General features: G+C 32.1%; 18 protein-coding genes, 1 tRNA gene and 2 pseudogenes. 1 reads left to right on the top strand and 20 read right to left on the bottom strand.

The annotated features are described in order from the left end of the window. Positions 1 to 35 precede the first annotated feature (35 nt). The 18 genes and pseudogenes from P695_RS0104915 to P695_RS0104835 all read right to left on the bottom strand — a co-directional run bounded on the left by P695_RS0104915 (position 36) and on the right by P695_RS0104835 (position 20,685). Positions 36 to 110, bottom strand: a tRNA-Cys gene (locus P695_RS0104915). A 13-nt stretch (positions 111 to 123) separates the two neighbouring features. Continuing rightward, the gene (locus P695_RS0104910) at positions 124 to 549 is read right to left on the bottom strand and encodes a hypothetical protein (protein ID WP_028127101.1); all 426 of its coding nucleotides are present in this window, start codon (positions 547 to 549) and stop codon (positions 124 to 126) included. A 118-nt stretch (positions 550 to 667) separates the two neighbouring features. Then, entirely contained in the window at positions 668 to 1,351 is a 684-nt protein-coding gene (locus P695_RS0104905) for a hypothetical protein (RefSeq protein WP_028127100.1), read from the bottom strand. Positions 1,352 to 1,482: 131 nt separating this feature from the next. Further along, positions 1,483 to 4,446 (bottom strand): spermidine/putrescine ABC transporter permease/substrate-binding protein, encoded by a 2,964-nt coding sequence (gene potCD, locus P695_RS0104900; protein WP_028127099.1) that lies wholly within the window; start codon positions 4,444 to 4,446, stop codon positions 1,483 to 1,485. After that, positions 4,410 to 5,411 carry a spermidine/putrescine ABC transporter permease gene (gene potB, locus P695_RS0104895; RefSeq protein ID WP_240005812.1) on the bottom strand — a complete coding sequence of 334 codons (1,002 nt, stop codon included), beginning with the start codon at positions 5,409 to 5,411 and terminating at the stop codon, positions 4,410 to 4,412. The genes potCD and potB overlap by 37 nt, the downstream gene beginning before the upstream one ends. Before the next feature lie 8 nt (positions 5,412 to 5,419). Beyond that, on the bottom strand, positions 5,420 to 6,484 hold the full coding sequence (potA, locus tag P695_RS0104890; protein WP_035026653.1) for a spermidine/putrescine ABC transporter ATP-binding protein: 1,065 nt from the start codon (positions 6,482 to 6,484) through the stop codon (positions 5,420 to 5,422). 77 nt (positions 6,485 to 6,561) lie between these two features. Next, positions 6,562 to 6,693 carry a hypothetical protein gene (locus P695_RS06400; RefSeq protein ID WP_275667558.1) on the bottom strand — a complete coding sequence of 44 codons (132 nt, stop codon included), beginning with the start codon at positions 6,691 to 6,693 and terminating at the stop codon, positions 6,562 to 6,564. A 204-nt stretch (positions 6,694 to 6,897) separates the two neighbouring features. Then, a complete protein-coding gene (locus tag P695_RS05950) occupies positions 6,898 to 8,487 on the bottom strand; it encodes a BspA family leucine-rich repeat surface protein (protein ID WP_051437404.1) in 1,590 nt (529 codons plus the stop codon). A gap of 83 nt (positions 8,488 to 8,570) precedes the next feature. Beyond that, positions 8,571 to 10,307, bottom strand: a complete 1,737-nt coding sequence (locus P695_RS05945; RefSeq protein ID WP_051437403.1) for a BspA family leucine-rich repeat surface protein — start codon at positions 10,305 to 10,307, stop codon at positions 8,571 to 8,573. Positions 10,308 to 10,756: 449 nt separating this feature from the next. Next, positions 10,757 to 11,941 (bottom strand): acetate kinase, encoded by a 1,185-nt coding sequence (locus P695_RS0104870; RefSeq protein ID WP_028127095.1) that lies wholly within the window; start codon positions 11,939 to 11,941, stop codon positions 10,757 to 10,759. Positions 11,942 to 11,975: 34 nt separating this feature from the next. After that, positions 11,976 to 12,947 carry a phosphate acetyltransferase gene (gene pta, locus P695_RS0104865; RefSeq protein ID WP_028127094.1) on the bottom strand — a complete coding sequence of 324 codons (972 nt, stop codon included), beginning with the start codon at positions 12,945 to 12,947 and terminating at the stop codon, positions 11,976 to 11,978. A gap of 1 nt (position 12,948) precedes the next feature. Further along, positions 12,949 to 14,343, bottom strand: coding sequence for a dihydrolipoyl dehydrogenase (gene lpdA, locus P695_RS0104860; RefSeq protein ID WP_425314928.1), 1,395 nt, complete (start codon positions 14,341 to 14,343; stop codon positions 12,949 to 12,951). Between the two features lie 108 nt (positions 14,344 to 14,451). Beyond that, a pseudogene (locus P695_RS06425) lies at positions 14,452 to 14,850 on the bottom strand (biotin/lipoyl-containing protein); the annotation flags it as partial. Between the two features lie 17 nt (positions 14,851 to 14,867). Continuing rightward, on the bottom strand, positions 14,868 to 16,175 hold the full coding sequence (locus P695_RS0104855; protein WP_028127092.1) for a dihydrolipoamide acetyltransferase family protein: 1,308 nt from the start codon (positions 16,173 to 16,175) through the stop codon (positions 14,868 to 14,870). A gap of 12 nt (positions 16,176 to 16,187) precedes the next feature. Further along, positions 16,188 to 17,177 (bottom strand): alpha-ketoacid dehydrogenase subunit beta, encoded by a 990-nt coding sequence (locus tag P695_RS0104850; RefSeq protein WP_028127091.1) that lies wholly within the window; start codon positions 17,175 to 17,177, stop codon positions 16,188 to 16,190. Further along, entirely contained in the window at positions 17,177 to 18,298 is a 1,122-nt protein-coding gene (locus P695_RS0104845; RefSeq protein ID WP_028127090.1) for a thiamine pyrophosphate-dependent dehydrogenase E1 component subunit alpha, read from the bottom strand. Before P695_RS0104845 ends, P695_RS0104850 begins: the two co-directional genes overlap by 1 nt. A gap of 9 nt (positions 18,299 to 18,307) precedes the next feature. Then, positions 18,308 to 19,303, bottom strand: a complete 996-nt coding sequence (gene lplA / locus P695_RS0104840; RefSeq protein ID WP_035026638.1) for a lipoate--protein ligase — start codon at positions 19,301 to 19,303, stop codon at positions 18,308 to 18,310. After that, positions 19,303 to 20,685, bottom strand: coding sequence for an FAD-dependent oxidoreductase (locus tag P695_RS0104835; RefSeq protein WP_028127088.1), 1,383 nt, complete (start codon positions 20,683 to 20,685; stop codon positions 19,303 to 19,305). Before P695_RS0104835 ends, lplA begins: the two co-directional genes overlap by 1 nt. A 183-nt stretch (positions 20,686 to 20,868) precedes the next feature. Between P695_RS0104835 and P695_RS0104830 the strand changes: the two genes are divergently transcribed. Beyond that, entirely contained in the window at positions 20,869 to 22,278 is a 1,410-nt protein-coding gene (locus tag P695_RS0104830) for an APC family permease (RefSeq protein WP_028127087.1), read from the top strand. A gap of 103 nt (positions 22,279 to 22,381) precedes the next feature. Here P695_RS0104830 and P695_RS06140 read toward each other — a convergent pair whose 3' ends face one another. After that, positions 22,382 to 22,510 carry a BspA family leucine-rich repeat surface protein gene (locus P695_RS06140; protein WP_146063681.1) on the bottom strand — a complete coding sequence of 43 codons (129 nt, stop codon included), beginning with the start codon at positions 22,508 to 22,510 and terminating at the stop codon, positions 22,382 to 22,384. A 195-nt stretch (positions 22,511 to 22,705) separates the two neighbouring features. Next, positions 22,706 to 23,147, bottom strand: a pseudogene (locus tag P695_RS05725) (hypothetical protein); the annotation flags it as partial.

Below are 23,147 nucleotides of genomic sequence, written 5' to 3'. Positions count from 1 at the left end.
TAACCATGTTCTCACATGGTTATTATGTTTCTAATTGGAGGTACCAGTCGGATTTGAACCGACGATCAGGGTGTTGCAGACCCATGCCTTAGCCACTTGGCCATGGTACCAAATAAAAAATAATTATTTAACAATAATTATTTTACTTTGTTGAAGTTGATTTGCCAACAATTCATTTTGATTTTTAATCGTTTTTTTAATTATATCATCAAAACAATCATCACCATAATCTTGATTTTTAACTTTGATTTTTATCACAAGATAACCGATAAAAATCGAAAGAATTGCAATTAATAAACAAACCCCAATCACAATGATGGTTAGGATAGATAGAAATCCTACCAGTAATCAAACACCAAATAAAGAAGGGATAACTGCAATCATAGTTAGAATAAAAGCAAAAGCAATAAAAACCATAAAAACAATCATTGCGGGTTTCATCAATGCTCTGAATTTATTTTTACATCCTAAATGTTTTTGATAACGATTTCCACCAATAAATAAATGTCATTGTTGAATGCTTTTTTTACACAAAGAACAGGTTCTCATATTAACTCCTTTCAAACATATAATACATTTATATAAAAATATTAACATATTGTTAAAGTTATCAAAAAAAATAAAAGTCAAAATAAAAGTCAAAATAAACTAATTTTTAACTTGACATTTAAAATTTTAAGTGTTTTTTGATGATTTTAAAAGCTTGATTAATGTCATCTATTTTGGTTGTATCAAAATCATTTTCTTCATTTGGGAGGTACAATTCTTGCAGTTTTTTGTATTTGTTATTTAACGCTGCTTTGCTCACTTTTTCAGTCACACCCATTTCTTTTAATGCTCATAAAAAATCGTCATTAGTTGATTCACTAGTTAATTGGGTTTTAGATTGCCCACCATTTAATTGATCAACTTGGTGTTGCAAAATTTGATCTTGTCGTTCGATTCTTTTCTTCACTTCTAAATCAAGATATTCATTTTGATGATTACCGCTTTGTGCAACATTTTTAGCATAAAAATGGTAACCAAAGACAAAAAGGGAAGCTAATGCACAGATAACGAGTCCGAACGCTACCGTTGTTGGGAAAGTGCTAATATTAGTATTAGATAGCGCACCCCCTATAATCAACCCCGCACCTAAAATTAATAATAAAACAAGAATAATTCAACCAGGAATCATTTTAGCATTATACTTTTTGTGGCATCCTAAATGAGCAGTATGATTAGAGCCACGAAAACCACCAAAACCAATTGGAGAATTACCAGGAGAAGCCACAATAGCACCCCCTGACATAAAACTTTTAATTATGCGCCATGGTTTAATTTGTTTTTTACATATTCAACAATTTTGCATCTCAATTCTCCTTATTAACAATTATATTTTAAAAATTAAAAAATGTTTTGCTGTTATCTTTAAAATGGCTTAAAAAAACTTGTATTTGCATCACTATTTAGCATTTAAATATAAAAAAACTAACCAATTGGCTAGTTAATTTTTCCGGTAATTAATTCATTAAATTTATCCATTAAATAATCATCAAGAGTGCGATTGTATTTAAAGGCTTCTCCATTTTTGCTTGGAATATATAAGTCTTTATATTTTTCATATGCGCCTTCTGGTCCAATTAAGGCATCAATAGCACTTGTCCCGGGTGCTGTTGGTCCTTGACTAGCACTAATATCTTGATATTTTTCAATAATGAAATTCATAAATTGAATCGCTAAAAATTTATTTTTAGATGTTTTTGAAACAACCATATTATCTGATCAAATATTAGACCCTTCAACTTTACCTGGGCCATGTTGCTTAGCAGGACTACCAAAAATGAAGTGTGTTTTTCCATCTTCTGAAACTTGCTCAGTTTCAGCTTCAGAATCTTCACCATTATAAATTTTATTTCCAGCTAGTGCATCACCATTATAAATCATTGAAAAGTCAAAGTTTCCTGTACCAACTTTGTTAATGATTTCATCGCTATTTAAACTGACATTTGATTTATATAATAATTTTTCTAATAATTTATAGTTAGCATCAACATCTTCGACACTTTCTACATTAGCTTTTTGATTACGTACTTCTTCAGCCATCATAAATAAGTTTTTGGCATCAAAGTTTAAAACTAGACGTTTGTCAGCTTCAACTGCTTCTCAAAAAATGTGTCAAGATAATTGCTCGGGGTTAGTAATTTGTCCAGTTGCTGGATTATATTCGATACCACGATCAGCTAAGAATTTTTTATTACTTTCAGTTGGATTAACCAACATAATCACTTCACCTCAAAAATAAGGCACAGCATAATCAGTAATATTTTGTTTTTGGCCTTGCACTTCAATTGGAGATTTTTTCATAACATCAATTAAAGTCTGGCTAATTGTTTCTTTTGTTATGTGGTCTTGAGGACTAAAGTAATTTTCCAGATTGATTTGCTCTGCCCATTCTTTGTCAGACAATTTTAGAAGTCTATTTTCACTGACTAATTTTTGGACCATGTAATCTGAAGGCACCATCACATCATAATCAAAAGTATAAAGTTTATTGTATAAAGTTTCGTTTGAATCAAATTCTTGATAATTCACTTTAACATCATAGCGTTTTTCAAAATCTGTTATTAAACTACGATCAATATAATCACCTCAATTAGCAACAACTAAGTCGTAAATATTGTTCATTACATAAGCAACAGTTAAGCCAGTAAAACTGGCAATACCAAGAATTGAAACTAAACCAATTTTTCATGTTCTAGCAAAAAAACCTTTAGTATGTTTGACATCTTCATCATAATCTGGGGCCAACTTGGTTTTTTCTTTTTGAATCTTAGACATGACCCCAACTATTTTCAAATCAACTTTACTTAATTTTTTAGTTAAGAAAAGATTGTAATCATTTAAAAGCTGAGTTTTTTTAGCTTTTAAATGTTCTAGCTGTTCTGCATTAGTTTCTGCTAAAATTTGTTCGTCAATTTTAGCAGCAACCGCACTTTCAAGAAAGACTAGTTTTTTCAACACGTGCATGCGTTCAGTTAAGAGACGAATACTTTCATACTTACGCTCACTAATTTCTTTTAAATGTTCTAAAATCATACGAAGTTTATATTTATTTTTACCTTCTTCAATTTCAATTTTTCACTCTTCAAGATATTTAATTTTCTTATGATATCAAGCGATAATTTTTTTCGAAGGTTTGTCTTCATTTTTTAGATCATCTTTTAGTTTTTGAATTTTTAAAGCAATTTCTTGTGCTTTTTCCAATTGCGCTTGATCACGAGATTCAATTCATTCAATCTCTTCTTTTAAAATTTCGATTTTTTCATTTAGTTTATCAATTTGAATAGTTAATTTGGCAGCACGTTTAACATCGGTTGTTTGTGCTAATTGTTTATTCAATTTTTGTGCTTTTTTAGTGGCACTTTTTAAACGTGAATAGTAACGTTGTTCACGACTAATTTCAGATTTAAGTTTGTTACGCTTTCATTCTAAACGCGTAATTTTTTTATCATAGTTTCAACTCGAAACAATGCTAATATGCATTTTTAAAATGAAATATTTAATTCATAAATTAAGTTTTTTTGTTTTTGTTAAAACTAAATTGTTATTAATTAACATTTGTAAATGCGCTTGTTCTTTTTGTAATTTTGATAATTGTTTAGTTTTGTAAATACCTTTTTTTAATTGCTCAATTTTTTGTAATTTTTGTTCTTTAGTAATTGAAAAAGCATTTCATCCAACAATTGTTATGACAATCACACCAACTAAAATTGTTCCAAAGGCAAAAACCACTGGTTTCATTTTTTTAAGTGTATAAATAAAAGTTGAAACATTAGTTTGATCTCCACCAGTGAAATAAGAAATGATGAAATCATCAAAACTCATTGCAAAAGCAATTGCGGCAGCTGTAATAATTGCTGGTTTTAAAATTGGTAAAATAATTTTAAATAAAACTTGACTTGGTTTTGCCCCCAAATCTCTTCCGGCTTCTAATAAAGCGGGGTCGATTTTTCTTAAACGTGGCATGACAGTGATTAAGACATAAGGCACGTTAAATGACACGTGCGCCATAATCAAAGTAAAAATCCCAAATTGAATTCCTGAAATCAGGAAAACAACCATTAATGAAACAGCTGTCACAACATCAGCATTAATCAAAGGGATGTTGGCAACTCCGAATCATTTACGTTGGGTGATTTTTTTAGTTCTCCCCAATCCAATTGCTGCACTAACCCCAATTAATAAGGAAAGCACAGTTGAGATGACTGCCACAAATAATGATGTGATAATCGATTTTAAAAATGTTGAATCTTGAAAAAAATCACTATATCATTTTGCACTAAAACCGTTTCACACCATTGTAGTGTCCCCGTCATTGAATGAAAAAATAATCATAATAATCACGGGAACATAAATGAAAGCCATGACTATTGCGAAATAGCTACTCTTGAAGAATTTCTTCATTTTTTCTTCCCTCCTTTAAATTCAAAGCGATTGGAAATTACTCTTCCGATCACAATAACTAAGAAAATAAGAACAGTTAAGACTGCACTAATGGCAGCACCAAATCCAAAATTATTTCCTTTAAAGAAATATGATTCAATCACACTTGCAATCAAGTTAATTTTTCCGTCCCCTAAATAGTGGACAACAATTAGTGATGTTGCTGCTTGCACGATTACTAAAGTAAATCCAGTAATCACACCAGGAATTGAACCTCTAAAGGTGATTGATCAGAATGTTTTGTGAGAGCTCATTCCTAAATCTTTAGCTGCTTCTTCTAAATCTAAAGTTCTAGATTCTAAAGCATTGTAAATTGGGGTGATCGCAAATGGAAGAAACATATAAACCATTCCCACAATAATTGCAATTGGTGTCCCAATAGTGGTGGGTGATACCAAATAAAAGAATGATTGTAATCCCAAGACTTTTAAAAGCATCGAAATTCAAATTGGCATTGTGACTAAAACTCACATATTTCTAGTCAAAATTTTTGAGCGTGTGTTAGCCATCATTAAAGCAATCGGATAACCAACAACCACACAAATAATTGATGAGACAACTGCATAAGCAATTGAGAGCATCATCGCGACAAAAATGTTTGAAGTTGTAAAAAATTTAATAAAATTTTCTAAACTAATTTTAAACATAATTGAATTCCCTGTTGGCTGAACAATAGCATAAACAACAATCGAAATTAGTGGAAGAATGATCAAAACAATCATCACCACAAAAAATGGTAAGAGAATTGGCCAAACTTTACCTTTGGTAAAGTTGAACAATTTGGTTTCACTGAAACTTTTCTTTAATTCAGAAATGCGTAAACGTTTTTTTGAACTTTCAGTTTGTTCAAGTTGTTGATCAATTGCTTGATCTAATTCTTTAGCATCAAATTGATTAACTACTTCAAGGTCTTTATTTTTTTTCATCATAACCTCTAATTCTCAATTTGTTTTCACATTACATGAATAAATGATGGTGAGTTTCACTTAATCGCTACTTTTTCACCAATTTCTTTTTCCAATGTTGATTGGACTAATCAAGTTCTTTTTTTAGTCTCAACTAAATATTCAAAATACACACCTTTAAAAGTTGCTTGAATAATTTCGCCATTAAAATAACCAGTATTTGGTTTACGAAATTCTAAATCTTCAGGGCGAATAATAATATCAATATTTTCTTCATTAATCCCAAAGTTAGTATCTAAACATTCGAATTTTTTACCATCAATTTGCACTTCGTGATCTTTGATAAATTTACCATCATCAATTAGATTTGATGTCCCAACAAAATGTGCCACCCAAGCATTTTCCGGAACATTATAAATTTCTTGTGGTGTCCCGATTTGTTGGATTGCGCCTTCGTTCATGACAACCACACGATCGCTCATTGTTAAAGCTTCTTCTTGGTCGTGAGTAACCATAATAAAAGTAATCCCAATTTCTTGTTGCAAGCGTTTTAGTTCTTCTTGCATTTGACGTCTTAATTTGACATCTAGAGCTGCCATTGGTTCATCAAGTAAAAGGACACGCGGTTTCATAACTAAAGCTCTAGCAATCGCCACACGTTGTTTTTGCCCTCCACTTAATTCGTTAATTTTTTTAGTTTCATGACCTTCTAATCCTACTAAACGAATTTGTTTCATCACTTCACGTTCAATGATTTCAGGTTTGGTTCTTTTGTTTTTTAAACCAAAGGCAATATTATCAAACACATTTAAATGTGGAAATAATGCATATGATTGAAAAATAGTATTGATTGGTCTTTTATTGATTTGAATTGGTGTTAAATCTTTACCTTCGAAAAACACTTCACCAGAGTTTTGTTTTTCAAAACCAGCAATGATTCTTAAAGTTGTGGTTTTACCACATCCAGATGGACCTAATAAAGTGATAAATTCACTTTCATGAATATTAAAACTAATTCCTTTCAGAATTACTTGTCCATCATATTCTTTGGTCACGTTTCTCATCTCAATAATGTTATTTGTTTCTTTACTCATCATGATGTCTCCTTTATTATTTTTAAACAAATAAGATTTAAAAACTTAACCAATAGCATATTGGCTTAAGTTTTTAACTACAGGGAGAGAGATTCAGTTTCAAGAACAATTTCTTGTGCTTGCGTTTGGAAAAACGCAACAGCTAATCATTCTAAAATTAAATACTGTTCTGAGTTTGAAAGTGTTTGTGTTTTTACTAAATTTTTCATAGCGTTTATCCTCCTTTTTTATAACTTATGTTATTGTACAATAAAAATTAAATACATATAATATTAAAATGTTTTTTTCAAATATCAGCTTTTGATAAAACTAGTTTTACCGCCATTATTTCTCTACAAAAGAGATCATAAAAAAAGACAAAATATGTGGTCATATTTTGTCATTTAAATTCATAAAGTTGGCTTTGTCATTGATTATAATTGTCTAAATTTAGGCGGTTGATGGCTTGGAATGAGTTTAGATGCAAATGCAAAAAAGTTAAAGCTTACAATCCCTTCAACATTTCATCGAGAAATATCTTGATTAAATGTTTGTGCTTGATAAAACATCATTGCCATATGTTTGACATTAGCAGTATTTCATTTGGAAAGATCGGTATTAAATAATTCTGCTCTTTGAAACATGCCAGACATATTCTTGACTTTGGCAATATTTCAATCTGAAAGATCTTGATTAAATGCTTTTGTTGATGTAAACATTTGACTCATACTTTCCACATTAGCAGTATTTCATTTGGAAAGATCTTGGTTAAATGCTCGTGTATCACAAAACATGCCAGACATGTCTTGTACTTTTGATGTGTCTCACTTTGAGAGATCTTGGTTAAATGCTCATGCACTAAAAAACATGTTTTCCATTGTAATTACATTGGCAGTATTTCAAGTAGAAATATCACCATTAAATCTTGTTGCCCCTCGAAACACACCTTGCATATTAGTGATATTTCTCGTATTTCAATTGGCAAGGTTTTGATTAAAAACTATTCGTTGATCAACTTTTTCTTTTGAATCGAACAAATTTTCTAAACTTGTTATGAGAGGACTAATATAATTAGGAATTTTTTGAATTTCAATTGGCATTGCGTGTGCTATAAAATGAGAATCTCAACCAATATTTAATATTTCTGTTGTTTCATCTGGGGCACTTTGCTCTGTAGATCTAATTTTACCTGTTAATTTTTCGATATAGATTGTTTTATTTTGACAAGCTTTATTTAAAACTTGATATAACGCAATGTTTCCAGTAAATCTCGATGTACTGGATGCACTCATGACAAATTTTTTGATATCAAGTCTTTCTTCGTTGAGTAGTGGGTCTATTGTTACTTCTGAAACCGTAATTCCATCCATAACATCAATCCCTTCTTGATTGAGAGCATCACATAAAGCATTAACATTTCAATGTTCTTCGATCTCATAAAAATTTTTTTCTAGCTCATATTGAACTATTTGTAAATCAATTTTTGGTGTTAAAACACCTTTATATGTATTGATTGCGTGATTTAAAAAAGCAACTGCATAATCAATTTTTGCTTGTTGTTCTCGTTCTAAAAGATTTATTATTTGGGCTCTGGCAATTTCCAAGCCCAAATTATCTATAGCTGTTTTTGTGTGTCCGACACGATCCATTCTTAGTGTTGCTTTTCCTAATTCAATTAGTTTTAAAAGTTCGGCATTGTTGGTTAAATGTTGGTTTGGATTGTAAAATGCTTGAATCGCATTTTCCAAATTAATCCAAGCTTTATCAATCTTTGCTTGTTCGAGAAATATTGAGTTTTTGGATAGGCTTTCGGCCTCTGCAATCGCTTCTTGAAGTTGAACAAATGCTGGCCTAGTTCTAGTTCCTAATTTCACTCCTTTTGCTTTAGAGACCAAAAGCTTAAAAGTATTGTAATTAACTATTGGTTCAACTTGTGATTTGACGCTTTTCTGACAAGCAACAATAGATGACACACTCGCCCCTAATGTCGAAATTGTTCCTAATGACATTATTATTTTTTTCATAATTTTCCTTCTAGTTTTATTGATTTAATGAATTTAATTTTAATTTTGTTTTATCAGTTAGTGAAAAAAATAAAAAATAAAAATTATCTAAATTTGGGTGGTTGATGGGTTGGGATTAATTTAGATTCTGATGCAAAGTCACGAAAATCTAGAACTGCTTCAACATTTCATTTAGAAATATCTTGATTAAATGCTCTTGATTCACTGAACATTTCATTCATATTTGTGACTTTTGCTGTATCTCAAGTGGAAAGATCTTGATTAAATACTCAAGATTCAGCAAACATTCTTCTCATATCTGTTGTTTGAGATGTATCTCAACTTGAAAGTTTTTGATTAAATGCTCGTGCACGATAAAACATATAAGACATATTTTTTACATTAGTTGTTTTTCAATTAGAAATGTCAACATTAAATAAATATGAGCCATAAAACATTGAATACATATTTCCCACTTTTGACGTATCTCAATCTGAAATGTCACCATTAAACGCTCTTGTTCCGGCAAACATTGTGCTCATATTCTCTACATTGGCAGTGTTTCAAGCTGACAGGTCTTGATTAAATGCTCTTGCTTCTCAAAACATACTAGACATATTTGTTACGTTTGAAGTGTTTCAATTTGTAATATCACCATTAAATTCAAGGGCATTAGAAAACATAAAACTCATTGCTGTTACTTTGGAAGTATCTCAAGTGGAAATGTCACCATTAAATTTTGCTGCATTATGAAAGACATAATTCATATGAGTTATGTTTGAAGTATTTCAATTGGATAGATTTTGATTAAAAGTTGTAAATTCATCAATATGACTTCTTCCAAAAAGACCGTCCAAATTTGTTATTAGTGGGCTGATATAATTAGGAACATTTTGAACTCCAATCGGCATGGTGTCTGCTTTAAACTTGATATCTCAACCAATATTTAATATTTTTGTTGTTCTATCTGGGGCGCTTATTGTCGCAGACTTAATTTTATTGGTCACTTCTTCAATGTAAATAGTTTTATTTTGATTAGCTTTATTCAAAACTTGATACAGTTCAACTTCTCCACTAAAGCTTGACTTATTTAATGCAGTAAACTTAAATTTTTTTACATTAAGTTGTTCTGGATTTAATGATGCATCTATTCCCATTTCTGAAATAGTTATTCCACCAATAACATCAATGCATTGTTCGTTAATTGCTTGAATTAAATCATTAATATTTCAATATTCTTCTTTTGCATAGAATACTTGCTCAAGGTAATGTTGAAATGCTTTTAAATCTCTTTTTTGAGTTGCAACACCTTGAAATGCATTTAATGCATGTTGTAAAAAAGCAGTTGCTTGATCAATATTGGTTTGTTTTTTTAAATCTCTAAAAAACGAAACCCTCTCAGCTCTATGTATTTCCCTTCTAAGAGCTTCTTTATCTTCTGGGGAGTGTTGCACATCATCTCGACTAGTCATTTCTTGTCCCAATTTAACTAGTCTTAAAAGCTCAGCATTGCTAGCTAAACGTCTGCCAGAATTATTAAATGTTTGAATGGCATTTTCTAAAGTACTTAAAGTATCATCAATCTTTTTTTGATCTTCGCTTTTTAAAGATTGTGATAAGCTTTCAGCAGTTTTAATAGCTTCTTTAAGTTCATTGAATGCCTCGAAAGTTTTTGATTTTAATTTAATTTTTTTGGCATTAGCGATCAAAAGCTTTAAAGCATCATAATTGGCTGGTGAAGTTTGTGATGTTGATTTTTTTGTCTTGTTACAAGCAACAACAGCAGAAACATTCAGCCCTATTGTGGCAGTGATTCCTATGAAGATTAATGTTTTTTTCATAATTTTTATTTTGTTTTATTCTTTCTAGTTGATTATTTTTATTTTTGTCTTTGCAACTAAGTGTAAATCTAATTTTTTAGATGAGCATCTAGTTATTGATCTTATTCATATTCATTGTATTATCGCTTTTGAATATTAGTTAACGAGCCTTTTTCAATCCAAAAAAGCACGATTGTGTCATATTATTTATTTAATTTTTAATTATGTTTCCTTTTAATTTAATATGTAAATTTTTGACTTAATTTTACACCCATAGAATAAAATCTCTTTTTTATCTTGTTTTGTCAATTGTTTTTGTTAAAAACAGAAAAAAAATTTCAAATTATTAAAAACTAACAATTTATCCAAGCAAATCTTCATTGATTCATAAAAAAAGCAAAACCTCCATTCAAAAGTGGGGGTTTTGCTTTTTTAATCATTATTTTTAAGATTTAATAGTTTGTTTAATTTTATTGAACTAGTTTTAAGGTATGATGACAAATCATTAACTCTTCATTAGTGCGCACACAATAAATTGGATATGCTGATTGGGCAGTTGAGATTAACTGATAATCATCATATTTGGCTTCGTTAGCAGTTTCATCAATTGTTAAATTTAACAATTTAACATGCTTGATGATTTCTTTTCTTGTTGATTTAGAATTCTCCCCAACTCCAGCTGTAAAAATGATCGCATCAATTTTGCCAGCAAGTTGATTAGCATAATCTACAAGATAACGAGCTACCACACGACAATATTTATGTCAGGCTAAGGTTGGTAATTCTTCTTGACGACGGACAGCATCAGTCACATCACGCATATCACTCATCCCAGCCATTCCTAATAAACCGGCTTGCTTATTTAAAATATCAGTAATTTGAAAGGCATCTAAGCCAGTTTCTTTGACCATGTATTGAACAATTGAAGCATCAATATCACCACTTCTAGTGCCCATCATTAATCCAGCTAATGGGGTGAACCCCATTGATGTATCTAATGATTGACCATTTTTAATCGCAGTAATACTTGCCCCACTCCCTAAATGACAAACAATTAAATTTAATTTGTCTTGGGGAATGTTTAACACTTGACTCATGTGGGTTGTGATATATTCATAACTAATCCCATGAAAACCATATTTACGTACTTTATTTTCTTTGTATCATGTGTATGGGACAGGATAAAGATAATTAACTGGGTCAAGAGTTTGGTGGAAAGCTGTATCAAAAACAGCAACCATTGGCAAATGAAATTGTTTTTCAAAAGCATTAATTGCAACAAGTGCTGGAGGGTTATGTAAAGGGGCTAATTTAAAATTATCTTCAATCCCTTTTTTAACTTGTTCATCAATGATAATTGGGTGGACCAGTTTGTCTCCGCCATGCACCACTCGAAAACCAATTCCTTGAATTTCTTTTTTATCTTTGATTACTTGCAATTCCAACATGTGAGCATTGATTTCACTAACAGCTGTTAGATGATCGGGCATCATCACTTTTCATTGATGTTTTTGCCCTTGAAATTTCATCACTAAATTGCCATCGACCCCAATTCTTTCAGCTATTCCTTCTAGAATAGAAATTGGTTGAGCGTGGTTAGTTTCGAATAATTGAAACTTAATGGAACTTGATCCGGGATTTACGACTAAAATCATTTTTTACCTCTGTTTTTCTAATTGTGATAATACATTAATTTTGTGAGTTTAATGCTTGAAACGCTGTATAAATTGCAGTTTCATAAATGTCTTCCAGTGTTGCTCCACGACTTAAATCATTAATTGGTTTATTTAAACCTAAAATAAATGGTCCAACAGCATCAAAACCACCTAAACGTTGGGCAATTTTATAGCCAATATTTCCTGATTGTAATTCTGGAAAGACAAAAACATCAGGGGTTGCTTTTGTTAGTTTACTATTTGGTGCTTTTTTCATTCTCACTTCTTGCACAAAAGCAGCATCAAATTGAAATTCTCCGTCATAAGCAAAATCTGGTTTGATGGCATCAAGTTCTTTGATCGCTTGAGCCACTTTATCAACAGCCTCACCAGCCCCAGATCCTTTAGTTGAATAACTTAGAAAAACTGTTTCAGGATTAGTGACATTCATTGTTTTAGCAAACTCAGTCGCCATGATCCCAATTTGGGCTAATTGTTTGGCATCAGGGTTAACATTTAAAGCACAATCAGTAAAAATAAATGCTTGTTCACCTTTTTTCATAATGAAAGCTGATGAAGCAATTGCCATCCCTTTTTTAACTTTCACAACTTGAAGTGCTGGACGTAAAGTATCAGCTGTTGTGAAAGTTAAACCACAAACCATTGCATCAGCTTTTTGTTCTAAAATCATCATTGTTCCAATGTATGTTCTTAGTTGCATTAATTTAGTAGCTTGTTCTAAATTCGTTTTATCACCACGAATTTCCATAAATTTTGCAATATATGGAGCGACATCTATTTGATCAACTGACATAACTTTGATTTGTGTATTTAAACCAGTTGGAATATCTGTTTTTTTGTTGAATAACAAAATCACATCAACTAGTTGTTCTTCAACAAGCATTGTTGCTGTTTGTTGGATTTTCGCTTCATCCCCTTCTGGGAAAATGATTGTTTGGGTTGCAGAAGTTTTTAAAACTTCTTTTAAATCTTTTAATGAGTACATATTATAAGTTCAAAGTCTTTCCAGTTAACAATGCTTCAGCAGCTTCACCAATCGCCTCACTCATTGTTGGGTGAGGGTGAATAGCATGAGCAATCTCAGCAATTGTGGCTTCTGATTCCATTGCCACAGCGATTTCAGAAATCATTTCTGTTGCACGGTTTCCAATAATGTGCGCTCCAATCACTGTTTGATATTTGTTTTCGATAATTAATTTCACAAAACCATGAGTATCTCCATCAGCTAAAGCTTTACCAATGGCTGAGAATGGAAATTTAAATGCTTTGTAGTCAATGTTTTCTTTTTGACATTGTTCTTCAGTTTTACCAATTGAGGCAATTTCTGGAGAAGCATAAATACAACTTGGCACACATTCAAATTCCATTTTAGTATGTCCGGCATGTTTCACACCTTTTTTAGTAGCGATGTGGTTAACAGCAATCACACCTTCGTGACTCGCCACATGGGCTAACATTAATTTTCCATTAACATCTCCAATTGCATAAACGTTATCAATGTTTGTTTGACAATAGTCATTGGCCATTTCGATATAACCATTAGCAGTTTTTTGCAGACCAATGTTATCAAAACCAGTTGTGACTGCTTGTCTTCCGACAGATTGTAAACAGTAATCAGCTTCTAATTTCACTTCTTTACCATCAACTTCATAAACAACTTTGTTTTTTTCAATACCTTTGATCATCGCATTAGTTACAATAGTAATGTTATTTTTTGCACTTAAAATTTTAGTCATTTCTTTAGATAAATCACCATCAAGCATTTCTAAAATAGTTGGTAAACCTTGTAATAAAGTCACTTGGCTACCATAACTAGCAAACATTGAAGCAAATTCAACCCCAATTACTCCCCCACCAATAATGACAACTTTTTTAGGTAATTTTGGTAATGATAAAGCATCAGTTGAGTTTAGTAAAAAACCAGCTTTTTGCGCTTGTTCAAAGCCAGGTAAGTTTAATCCACGTGGAGTTGAACCAGTTGCAATAATTAAATCATCAGCTGTGTATGTTTCACCATTAACTTTAATGGTGTGGTTATCAAGAGCAAGAGCTTCGCCTTCAAGATGCTTAATTTTATTTTTATTCATTAAGTAAAGCACACCACTACTTAGTTTTTTGATGATGTCTTCCTTACGTTCCATGACTTTAGTTCAGTTAACAGTAATTTTAGCATCTTTGGAAATTTCAATTCCAAAAGCAGCTGCTTTTTGAGTTGTTTGTTCAAAAACTTTTCCAGATTTTAATAAAGTTTTAGTTGGAATACATCCAATGTTTAGACATACCCCTCCATAAGCACCTTTTTCAATAATTAAAGTTTTTAAACCTAAATTAGCAGCTTTGATTGCTGCAACATAACCACCAACTCCTGCTCCGACAACAATAATATCAAAGTGTTTTTCAGGGTTTGGTGCTTTAAATGGTTGACTAGTAGTCCTGTTTGTACTATGAGTACCTCGTGCAGGAATTTGTGTATCACAATCTGTTAAGGCGGGTGCACAATCAGCAGAAGCGCTTTTAGTTTGTACAGGTGCTGCTTGTTTTGGTAAACCACGGGTAATTAATTTATTTGAAACTGGTGTTGCACCAACAACACTTGCATTTTCTTCAGCTGGTTCTTCAGTTTTGACAACTGGTGGAGTTTCAACTGTTGATGAACCATCATCAATTTCCATAACCACTTCTCCAACAACAATATCTTGATCGGGTTTGATCAAGATATTGGCGATTTTTCCAGCCACTGGGGCAGGAATTTCTGAGTTTACTTTATCAGTTTCAACAAAGAAAAGTGGGTCTCCAGCTTTCACTGTTTGACCTAACTTTACTAAAACTTCAGCAACTTTTCCTTCAGTTAAACCTTCCCCAATATCGGCAAATTTTACTTTAAACATATTCTCTTATCCTTTTTCTATCCAACTAATAAAAGTATTGGGTTTTGTAAGTATTCTTCCACTTTCATCAAGAATCTTCCAGCATCAGCACCATCAATAATACGGTGGTCAACTGTTGCGATAAACGGCATCACATCTCTTGGTTTGAATTCACCATTAATGTAAACTGGTTGTTTGCTCATTGCTCCAACCCCCATAATCGCTGCTTCGGGTGGGTTAATAATTGCAGTTGCATAAGTTAAGCCGACTGAACCGAAGTTGGTAATTGTGAAAGTTGCTTCTGTCATTTCTTTAATTGTTAATTTTTTATGACGTGCTTTATCAGCTAAATCAGTAATTGCTTGGGCAATTTGGAATAATGATAATTTGTCAGCACTTTTAATGACTGGCACCATTAATCCATCTGGTGTATCAACAGCAATTCCAATATTGATATTATTCATATAACGAATTGCATTGTTTTCTTCATCAATGCGAACATTAATGTTCGGGAAATCTTTTAAAGCACGCGCAGCTGCTTTAACAATAAATGCTAAATAAGTTAATTTAATACCTTGTTTGGCAGCTACATCTTTTAATTGATTACGAGTTTCAACTAAATTAGTGATATCCATGTCTTTGAATCCAGTAAAAGCAGCATTTTGCGTATGCGAAATTTTCATCGCTTTGACAGTTGCCTTACGAATTGGATTCATTGGTTTTGTTTCGAATGTTAAAGCATCATCGAATGCTGGAAGTGGGGGTGGTGTTGGTTGATCCACTGATTTACCCACTTGTTGAACTGGTTGCACAATTGCTGCTTGACTAGCTTGATTTGGTTGAGCAGCAGCTCTTTTTAAATCTTCAGAAAGAATTTTTCCACCAGGTCCTGTTGGAGTTACTGTTGCTAAATCAATTCCTAAATCTAAAGCCATACGACGCACTAACGGTGTTGCTTTAATTTCTTCATTTTTTGTTTGGGTTGGCATATTAACACCTCCACGAGTGATTAATTTGTTTGAAACTGGTGTTGCACCAACAACACTAGCATTTTCTTCTTCTTTAACAGGAGCTGCTTCAACTTTAGCAGTTGGGGTTGGGGTTGTTGATGAACCATCATCAATTTCCATAACCACTTCTCCAACAACAATCTCTTGATCTGGCTTGATTAAGATATTGGCGATTTTCCCATCCACTGGGGCAGGAATTTCTGAGTTTACTTTATCAGTTTCAACAAAGAAAAGTGGGTCTCCAGCTTTCACTGTTTGACCTAACTTTACTAAAACTTCAGCAACTTTTCCTTCCGTTAAACCTTCTCCTATATCTGCAAATTTTACTTTAAACATTCTTTCTCCTTCTTAAAATTGGTAATCCAATACTTCTTTCATTTTAACAAGTACTTTAATTGGATTAACTTGGTGATATCCTTCTCCACGGTCAAATGGAATGGCGATATCGTATCCTGTACATCTTGATAATGGTGCTTTTAAATATTCAAAGCATGCTTCATTAACTGAGGCAATAATTTCTGATGAAACTGAGAATGATCTGACAGCTTCATGAACAACTAACAATCTTCCTGTTTTTTTCACTGATTCGAAAACCATTTGACGATCTCAAGGTTGGATTGTACGTAAATCAATTAATTCAATACTTGCATTTGGACGTTCTTGTAATAACATCTCGATCGCTTTTTCACAATCAACAGTTTGTGCTCCATAAGTCACAATTGTTAAATCATTTCCTTCCTGGATTTTATAAGCTTCTCCAATTGGTACTGTGTAAAATCCATCTGGTACTTCTTGTTTGAAAGCACGGTATAACTTAGTTGGTTCAAAGACAACGACTGGATCTGGTGATTCAATTGCTGCTAATAATAACCCTTTTGTGTCATATGGTGTTGAAGGAATTACAACTTTAATTCCTGGACAGTGAGCATACATTGCTTCCATTGCTTCTGAATGGTGTTCCAACGCACGGATTCCTCCACCCATTGGCATACGAATCACAAGTGGCACTGAATAAGAACCACGGCTACGATTTCTAACTTTGGCAATTTGGGTGAAAATATTTTGTAATGAAGCTCATCCCAATCCTTCAAATTGAAATTCAATAACTGGTTTCATTCCAGCAACAGCCATTCCATAACCAGCTCCAGCAAAGAGCGCTTCTGAAATTGGCATACTGAAACAACGGTTTTCTCCATATTTATCATATAGACCCATTGTGGCACGGAATACTCCCCCATCTTGTCCTACATCTTCTCCGAAAGCGACAACTTCTTTTCATTTGTCCATCGCTACATCTAAAGCATTTGTTACTGCTTGTACGTTATTTAAAACTGGCATTAGTGGTGTCCTCCATCTTTTGATTCTGGGTATTTGTTGAAGAATTCTTTAGCTTCAGCATATTGTTCTTTTAGAATTGGTGTCATTTCTGAATACATGTATTCAAAGACATCTTCTAAAGGATAATCTTTGCTTGCCATTGCTTCTTCAAAAGCTTTTTCAACAAAAGCTTGATTTTTTTCATCTAGTTCTGCTTGTTTTTTATCATCTCAAAGTTTTTTCTCAACAAGGTATTTTTTCATTCTGATAATTGGACAGAATTTTTCTTGTTCTTCAAATTCACCTTTTGGACGGTAAACATCTGGATTATCTGATGATGAGTGAGCTCCTAAACGGTAAGTGTTTAGTTCAATTAAAATTGGACCATTGCCTTTTCTCACATAATCAAAAGCTTCTTCAAAAACTCCTCATGAGGCTAAGAAATCATTACCATCAACTTTAAGTCCAGGTGTTCCTGATGCTAATCCTTTAACAGCGAAGTTCAATGCTGCTGTGGCATTAGATGAAGGGTTTGAGATCGCTCATTTGTTATCTTCAATAACAAAAATAACTGGTAATTTTTTTAATTGAGCGAAGTTTAATGATTCATAAACTTCCCCTTGACTTGATCCACCATCTCCAGTAGTTGTTAAAACCACATTGTCTGATTTGTTGTTAAATTTTTCTGCAAAAGCAATTCCAGCAGCGTGTGAATATTGTGAACCAATCACGATGTTAATTGGTAAGTTTTTTACTCCAGCTGGTGGGATGTTTGCACGTTCATTTCCCATTCAATACATCATAATGTTTTTCATTGGGATACCAGTGGCTAATCATGCAGCATTGTTTCTGTATGCTGGTAAAAATCAATCTTTACCTTGTCTAACATGCATTGCATAAGCAATTTCTCCAGCTTCTTGTCCAGTTGAAGACAAGAATGATAAGATTTTTCCTAAACGTTGTTGTTTATTTTGGTAGTAATCTTGTGTTCTTGATAAACACATTAATTTATATGCTTCAACTAATTTTTCATCATTAATTTTAGGCATCAAATCTTTGTTGATAATCTTTCCGTTTTCATCCATTATACGAACTTGTTCGTTTTTTAATGGATCAAATTTTCCTATATATTTGTAGGCCATAACTCTCCTTTATTTTAAAATTAAATTCAATAATGTATCGATTGCAATTTCTGCACCAAAAATTTCATTAAGATTTTTAATTTTTTGTAATTCTATTTTGATAGTTTCTCTATCATATTTTTTATTCTTTAATTTTTGGGTAATTTCATAAGTCCCAATCGTTCCTAAAAAATCCCCAAAAATATCAATTGTTTTAATAATTCCTTTTTCAACATTCATCCCCACTTCAATTAAACCAATACTTGGTAAGTATTCAGTTTTGATGGAATTGAATGTTTCGTTGTGACCAAAATTTCAATCTCAAGATTTAAATTTTTCATTTGTTAATTTTTCAATGGCTTTTAAATCATCTTGATCTAAAACCAACTCTTCAACATCAGCTTGCATATATTGTTTAGCAATCATTTTGATAAAATCTTCAATTGAAATCGTTTCTTTTAATAGTGGTTTAATGTTTGTCACTCGTGCTTTCACAGAACTAATTTTTTTAGATTCCATTTTCACCGGATTTACATTAAGATATTTGTTGATTTTCGCTAAATCAACATCAAATAATAATGTTCCATGAGAAAGAATTTTATGACTATTTTTCATTTGGGCATTGCCAGAAATTTTAGCTCCGTCAATTTCCAAATCATTTCTGCCTTTAAAATTAGCATTTAAACCTAAATTACGTAATAAGTCTAAAATTGGTTGTAATGATTTTTCAAAAACTTCCACTGAACTTTCATTGTTATTACTAATTAAAAGGGAAAAACATAAATTTCCTAAATCTTGATAAACCGTTCCACCACCAGTGTTTCTTCTCACGATATTAACGTCATCTTGTTGGGCGTTAATTAAATTGATTTCAGCGAATGTATTCTGGTTTTTACCAACAACAATCGTATTTTGATTTTGCCACAAAAAGATGATTGGAGGTCGGTATTTATTCGAATTAAACAAATATTCTTCTGTTGCTAAATTAGCATAAGGACTATTTGTTTTGGTAAATAAGATTTTCATTATTTTTTCTTTTTAGAATCATTTTTTTTGAAATAATTCAATCCTAAAACTTCTAAACCAGCTAAGGTAATAAAGTTATAAGGTTTGTTGAAGTGTGGTAAGAAGAAAATATCAATTAGTGGTAATTCATCAATTGTTAACCCTTTTTGGATTCCTAAAGCAAACATGTACATAGTTTCTGTATGGTTAACTTCTGAACCCACCTGAGCTCCAATAATTTTACGTGATTTTTTCTCTCATACTACTTTTAATCAGACAGGTGATTTTGATGACATAAATTCTGGACGGTCATTATCAGTGAAGAAAACTTCTTCAGCTTCAACTCCCATTCTTTTGGCTGATGTCGCAGTAAATCCAACACTAGCCATTTTGAATCCAAAAACATCAATTCCGTTTGCCCCAGCAAATCCCGGAGTTTTCATAGTGTTGTTTTGTAAACAGTTAACTGCTGCAATAATTCCAGTTCTAACAGCTGTTGTTGCTAATTGCACTGGCATTTGTTGATTTAAAGCAATATTATGTACTTCAGCACAATCCCCAATTGCAAAAATATCTTTGTTTGATGTTTGCATATGATCGTTAGTTTTAATTGCTCCAATTGGCGAAAGATCAACAACCCCATCCAATTGTTTGGTTTGTGGTCTTACTCCAACTGAGAAGATAACATAATCAGCTTTGATTTTACCTTTGTCAGTGACAACGCTGCTGATTTTGCCGTCTTTACCAGCTTTAAATTCCACAACTTTTTCACCAAGAGCCATTTTAACTCCAGCTTTTTTCATGCCTGCTTCAACAATTGATGTAAATTCACTGTCATAGTAGTTTGGCATAATGCGATCAGCTACATCAATTAGAGTAACTTTTTTACCAGCCGCAACAAAAGCATCAACCAATTCCACACCGATATATCCAGCTCCGACAACAGCCACATTTTTAATGTCTGGGTTTAGGTTTGCTTTTTGGATAATTTTAGCATGGTCATAGTTTTTACAAATTTGCACACCTGGTAAATCAATACCTGGAATTGGTGGAACGATTGGTCATGAACCTGTGGCGATAATTAATTTGTCATAGTTATCGTCAAATTCTTTGCCTGTTTTTAAATCTTTGATTCTCACAGTTTTTTTCTTAGCGTCAATTGAAACTCATTCATGTTCCATTTTTACTTTAATGCCTTCTTCTTCAAGCATTTTTGGGTTAGCATAAAATAATCCTTTAGGATCTTTAAACTCACCCTTAACCCACAAAGCAATTCCACATCCTAAGAAGGAAATGTTGTCATTTCTATCATAAGTAACAACTTCTGCTTTCGGGTCTAATCTTTTAATGGTTCTAACCGCCGTGGTTCCGGCGTGGTTTGTTCCAATAACAATAATTTTCATTTTAACCTCTTTAATTTAATGATTTTCTCTAAAAAATAATACCAAAATTAAATTTTTTTTTGGAAATTATTCTTTATTTTATTTTATTCCTAAGAAGCGAATTTTTCAAGGTTAATTATTATTTTGTATTGTACAATCAACAATGAAAACTACTAAAAGTTAAAAAAGTAAGAAGGTTGGCTAATGAATAAATTAAAACGTAAATATGGCTTTTGAAGCATTTTCATGATGGCGATTTCAGCCACCATTGGTTCTTCGATTTTAATTACTTTTGGTTCTGTTGGACACCAAGTTCAACAGAACCCGATTTTAATGATTATTGTTTGAATTATTGGTGGTTTACTCGTCTTGCCAGAAATGCTGTTATTAGCTGAAACTTCAACATCTTATCCTGAAAATGGGACTAGTTATTATTGGTTGCGCAAAGCCAATTGAAATGCTGTTTCATTTTGGTTTGGTTGAGTAATGGTCTTTTTTGTCTCAGCAACAGCGATTGCCACTGCTGTTGTTTCACTTGGGGCTGTGGCTGTCACAATCTTCAATATTCAAGGCAGTGAGGAAGCCTTAGCCTGATATGGTCGTGGAATTGGTGTGGGGGTTTTACTTTTACTAGTTGTCTTACAAATCTTTATCCCGAAAGGGAGTGGGCGCGGACAAATTGTCTTTACAATGATTAAAATGCTTCCCATTGGTTTTGTGTTAATTTTAGCAATGATTAAAGGTAATGTGACGAATTCTTTTAATGCCGAAGTTATTAACCAAAATTTAGGAAATATTTATATGTCAAGTTTTATGTTGCTCCCAGCGATTGCTTTAACTTCGTTTGCTTATTCAGGAATGGAAGCAATTACTTATGTGAGTGGGGAAGTAATTAATCCGCAGAAAAACATTCCCCGTGCTTTAATTTGGTCAACAATTGCGATTATTTTAATCTATGTTTTTTTAGCGATTGGTTTATTAACTTTAGCTAACCCTAAAGATTGACAAGGTCCGGGGAATGTTTGAACGAATGCAATTATTAATGGTGGCTTACCAAAATGAGTGGCCAATACTTTTAATGTCTTAACCACCTTTATTTTTATTGGTTCTTTAAATGCTTATTTGGTGTACCATTCCCGTTTAGTTTTTAAAATGAGCGAAGAAAAAGATTTCTTTGAAATCTTTCAATTAACTTACCAAAAAACTAATATGCCTTGATTAGCAATGTTATTCCTAGTTATTGTTTCCACTTTTTATGTGATTTTTCCATCATTAATGGAAGTTGTTTCTTACTTAACTTTAGCTTTAGCAGTTTTAAAATTCATTACCCAAATTGTGATTATTTACTTACGGTTAAAAGATCCTCATTATGTTAAACATTACAATAATTTTATCTTTTGACTCTTAGCTTTAGTTTCCACAACAATTGCGATTTTAATGTTTGTTGGCACAATCATCTTAATGTGAAACTTCAAAACCAGCATTACTGGTTTCTGATGAAACATTGGTGTTGTTGGTCTTCTTTTCCTTGGTTGACCAATTGGGATAGTTAAGGTTTATTTACAAAAGAAGTGAGCAAGTACAAAACAAAATAAGAAACTTGAGATTGAATAATCTTCTTCACATAAAAATTCCAGAAGTAAACACCAACTTACTTCTGGAATTTATAAACTTTGAATTTTAAGGACTATTAATAGTGGTCATTTTAATCATCGCTTTAGGTTTGCATTGATTTTTTGGCCATTTGAAACATTAATTGCATATCAGTTACTTTTGAAGTGACTCATCCAGAAATATCACCATTAAATGTGGTTGCGTCGCTAAACATTTGTCGCATACTTTTCACTGGGTCTGTATTTCAAAAAATCTCTTGCTTTTAAATTTTGTTTTTAGATTGTTTATATTTATTTGATATTTACATTTAAACAAATTGAATTAACTTACTTACTAATTTTTAAATAATTAATATTCTCTTCTCTTTGGTTTAAATCAAATAAAGTACAAATTCTATCTTGTCTATCCTTTATGAATATTCCGTTTTTTATTCCATTCTTCAATTAGGAACGTGTTGATCTAACTTAGACTCTAATTTACCAATATAAACTCTTAATTCAGCATTTTCTGCTCTTAATTCAGCATTTTCTGCTCTTAATTCAGCGATTTCTGCTCGTAATTGAGCATTTTCCGCTCTTAATTCAGCATTTTCCGCTCTTAATTGTTTATTTTCCTCGATTAAGTGTCCAACCATAAGTTTTAATTCAGCAACTTCATTTTGTAAGTCTTTGATTAGTTGGTCTTTTTTTGAGATTTTCTTTGGTCCAATTGGTCCAATTGGTAATGCCCCTTTGTTTGGAACTAGCAACATATTTTTGATAACTTGCACTTCTTTACTCCCTTGTTCAATCAAAGCTCTTAATTGTTTAACTTCTTGCTTTGTGTATTTAATTTTACCATCATTTACATCAGCACTTATCCTAAATGCT

The sequence above is a fragment of the Williamsoniiplasma lucivorax ATCC 49196 genome, from assembly GCF_000518285.1.
GTDB lineage: Bacteria > Bacillota_I > Bacilli_A > Mycoplasmatales > Mycoplasmataceae > Williamsoniiplasma > Williamsoniiplasma lucivorax.
This window is presented reverse-complemented; position numbering and strand designations above follow the sequence as displayed.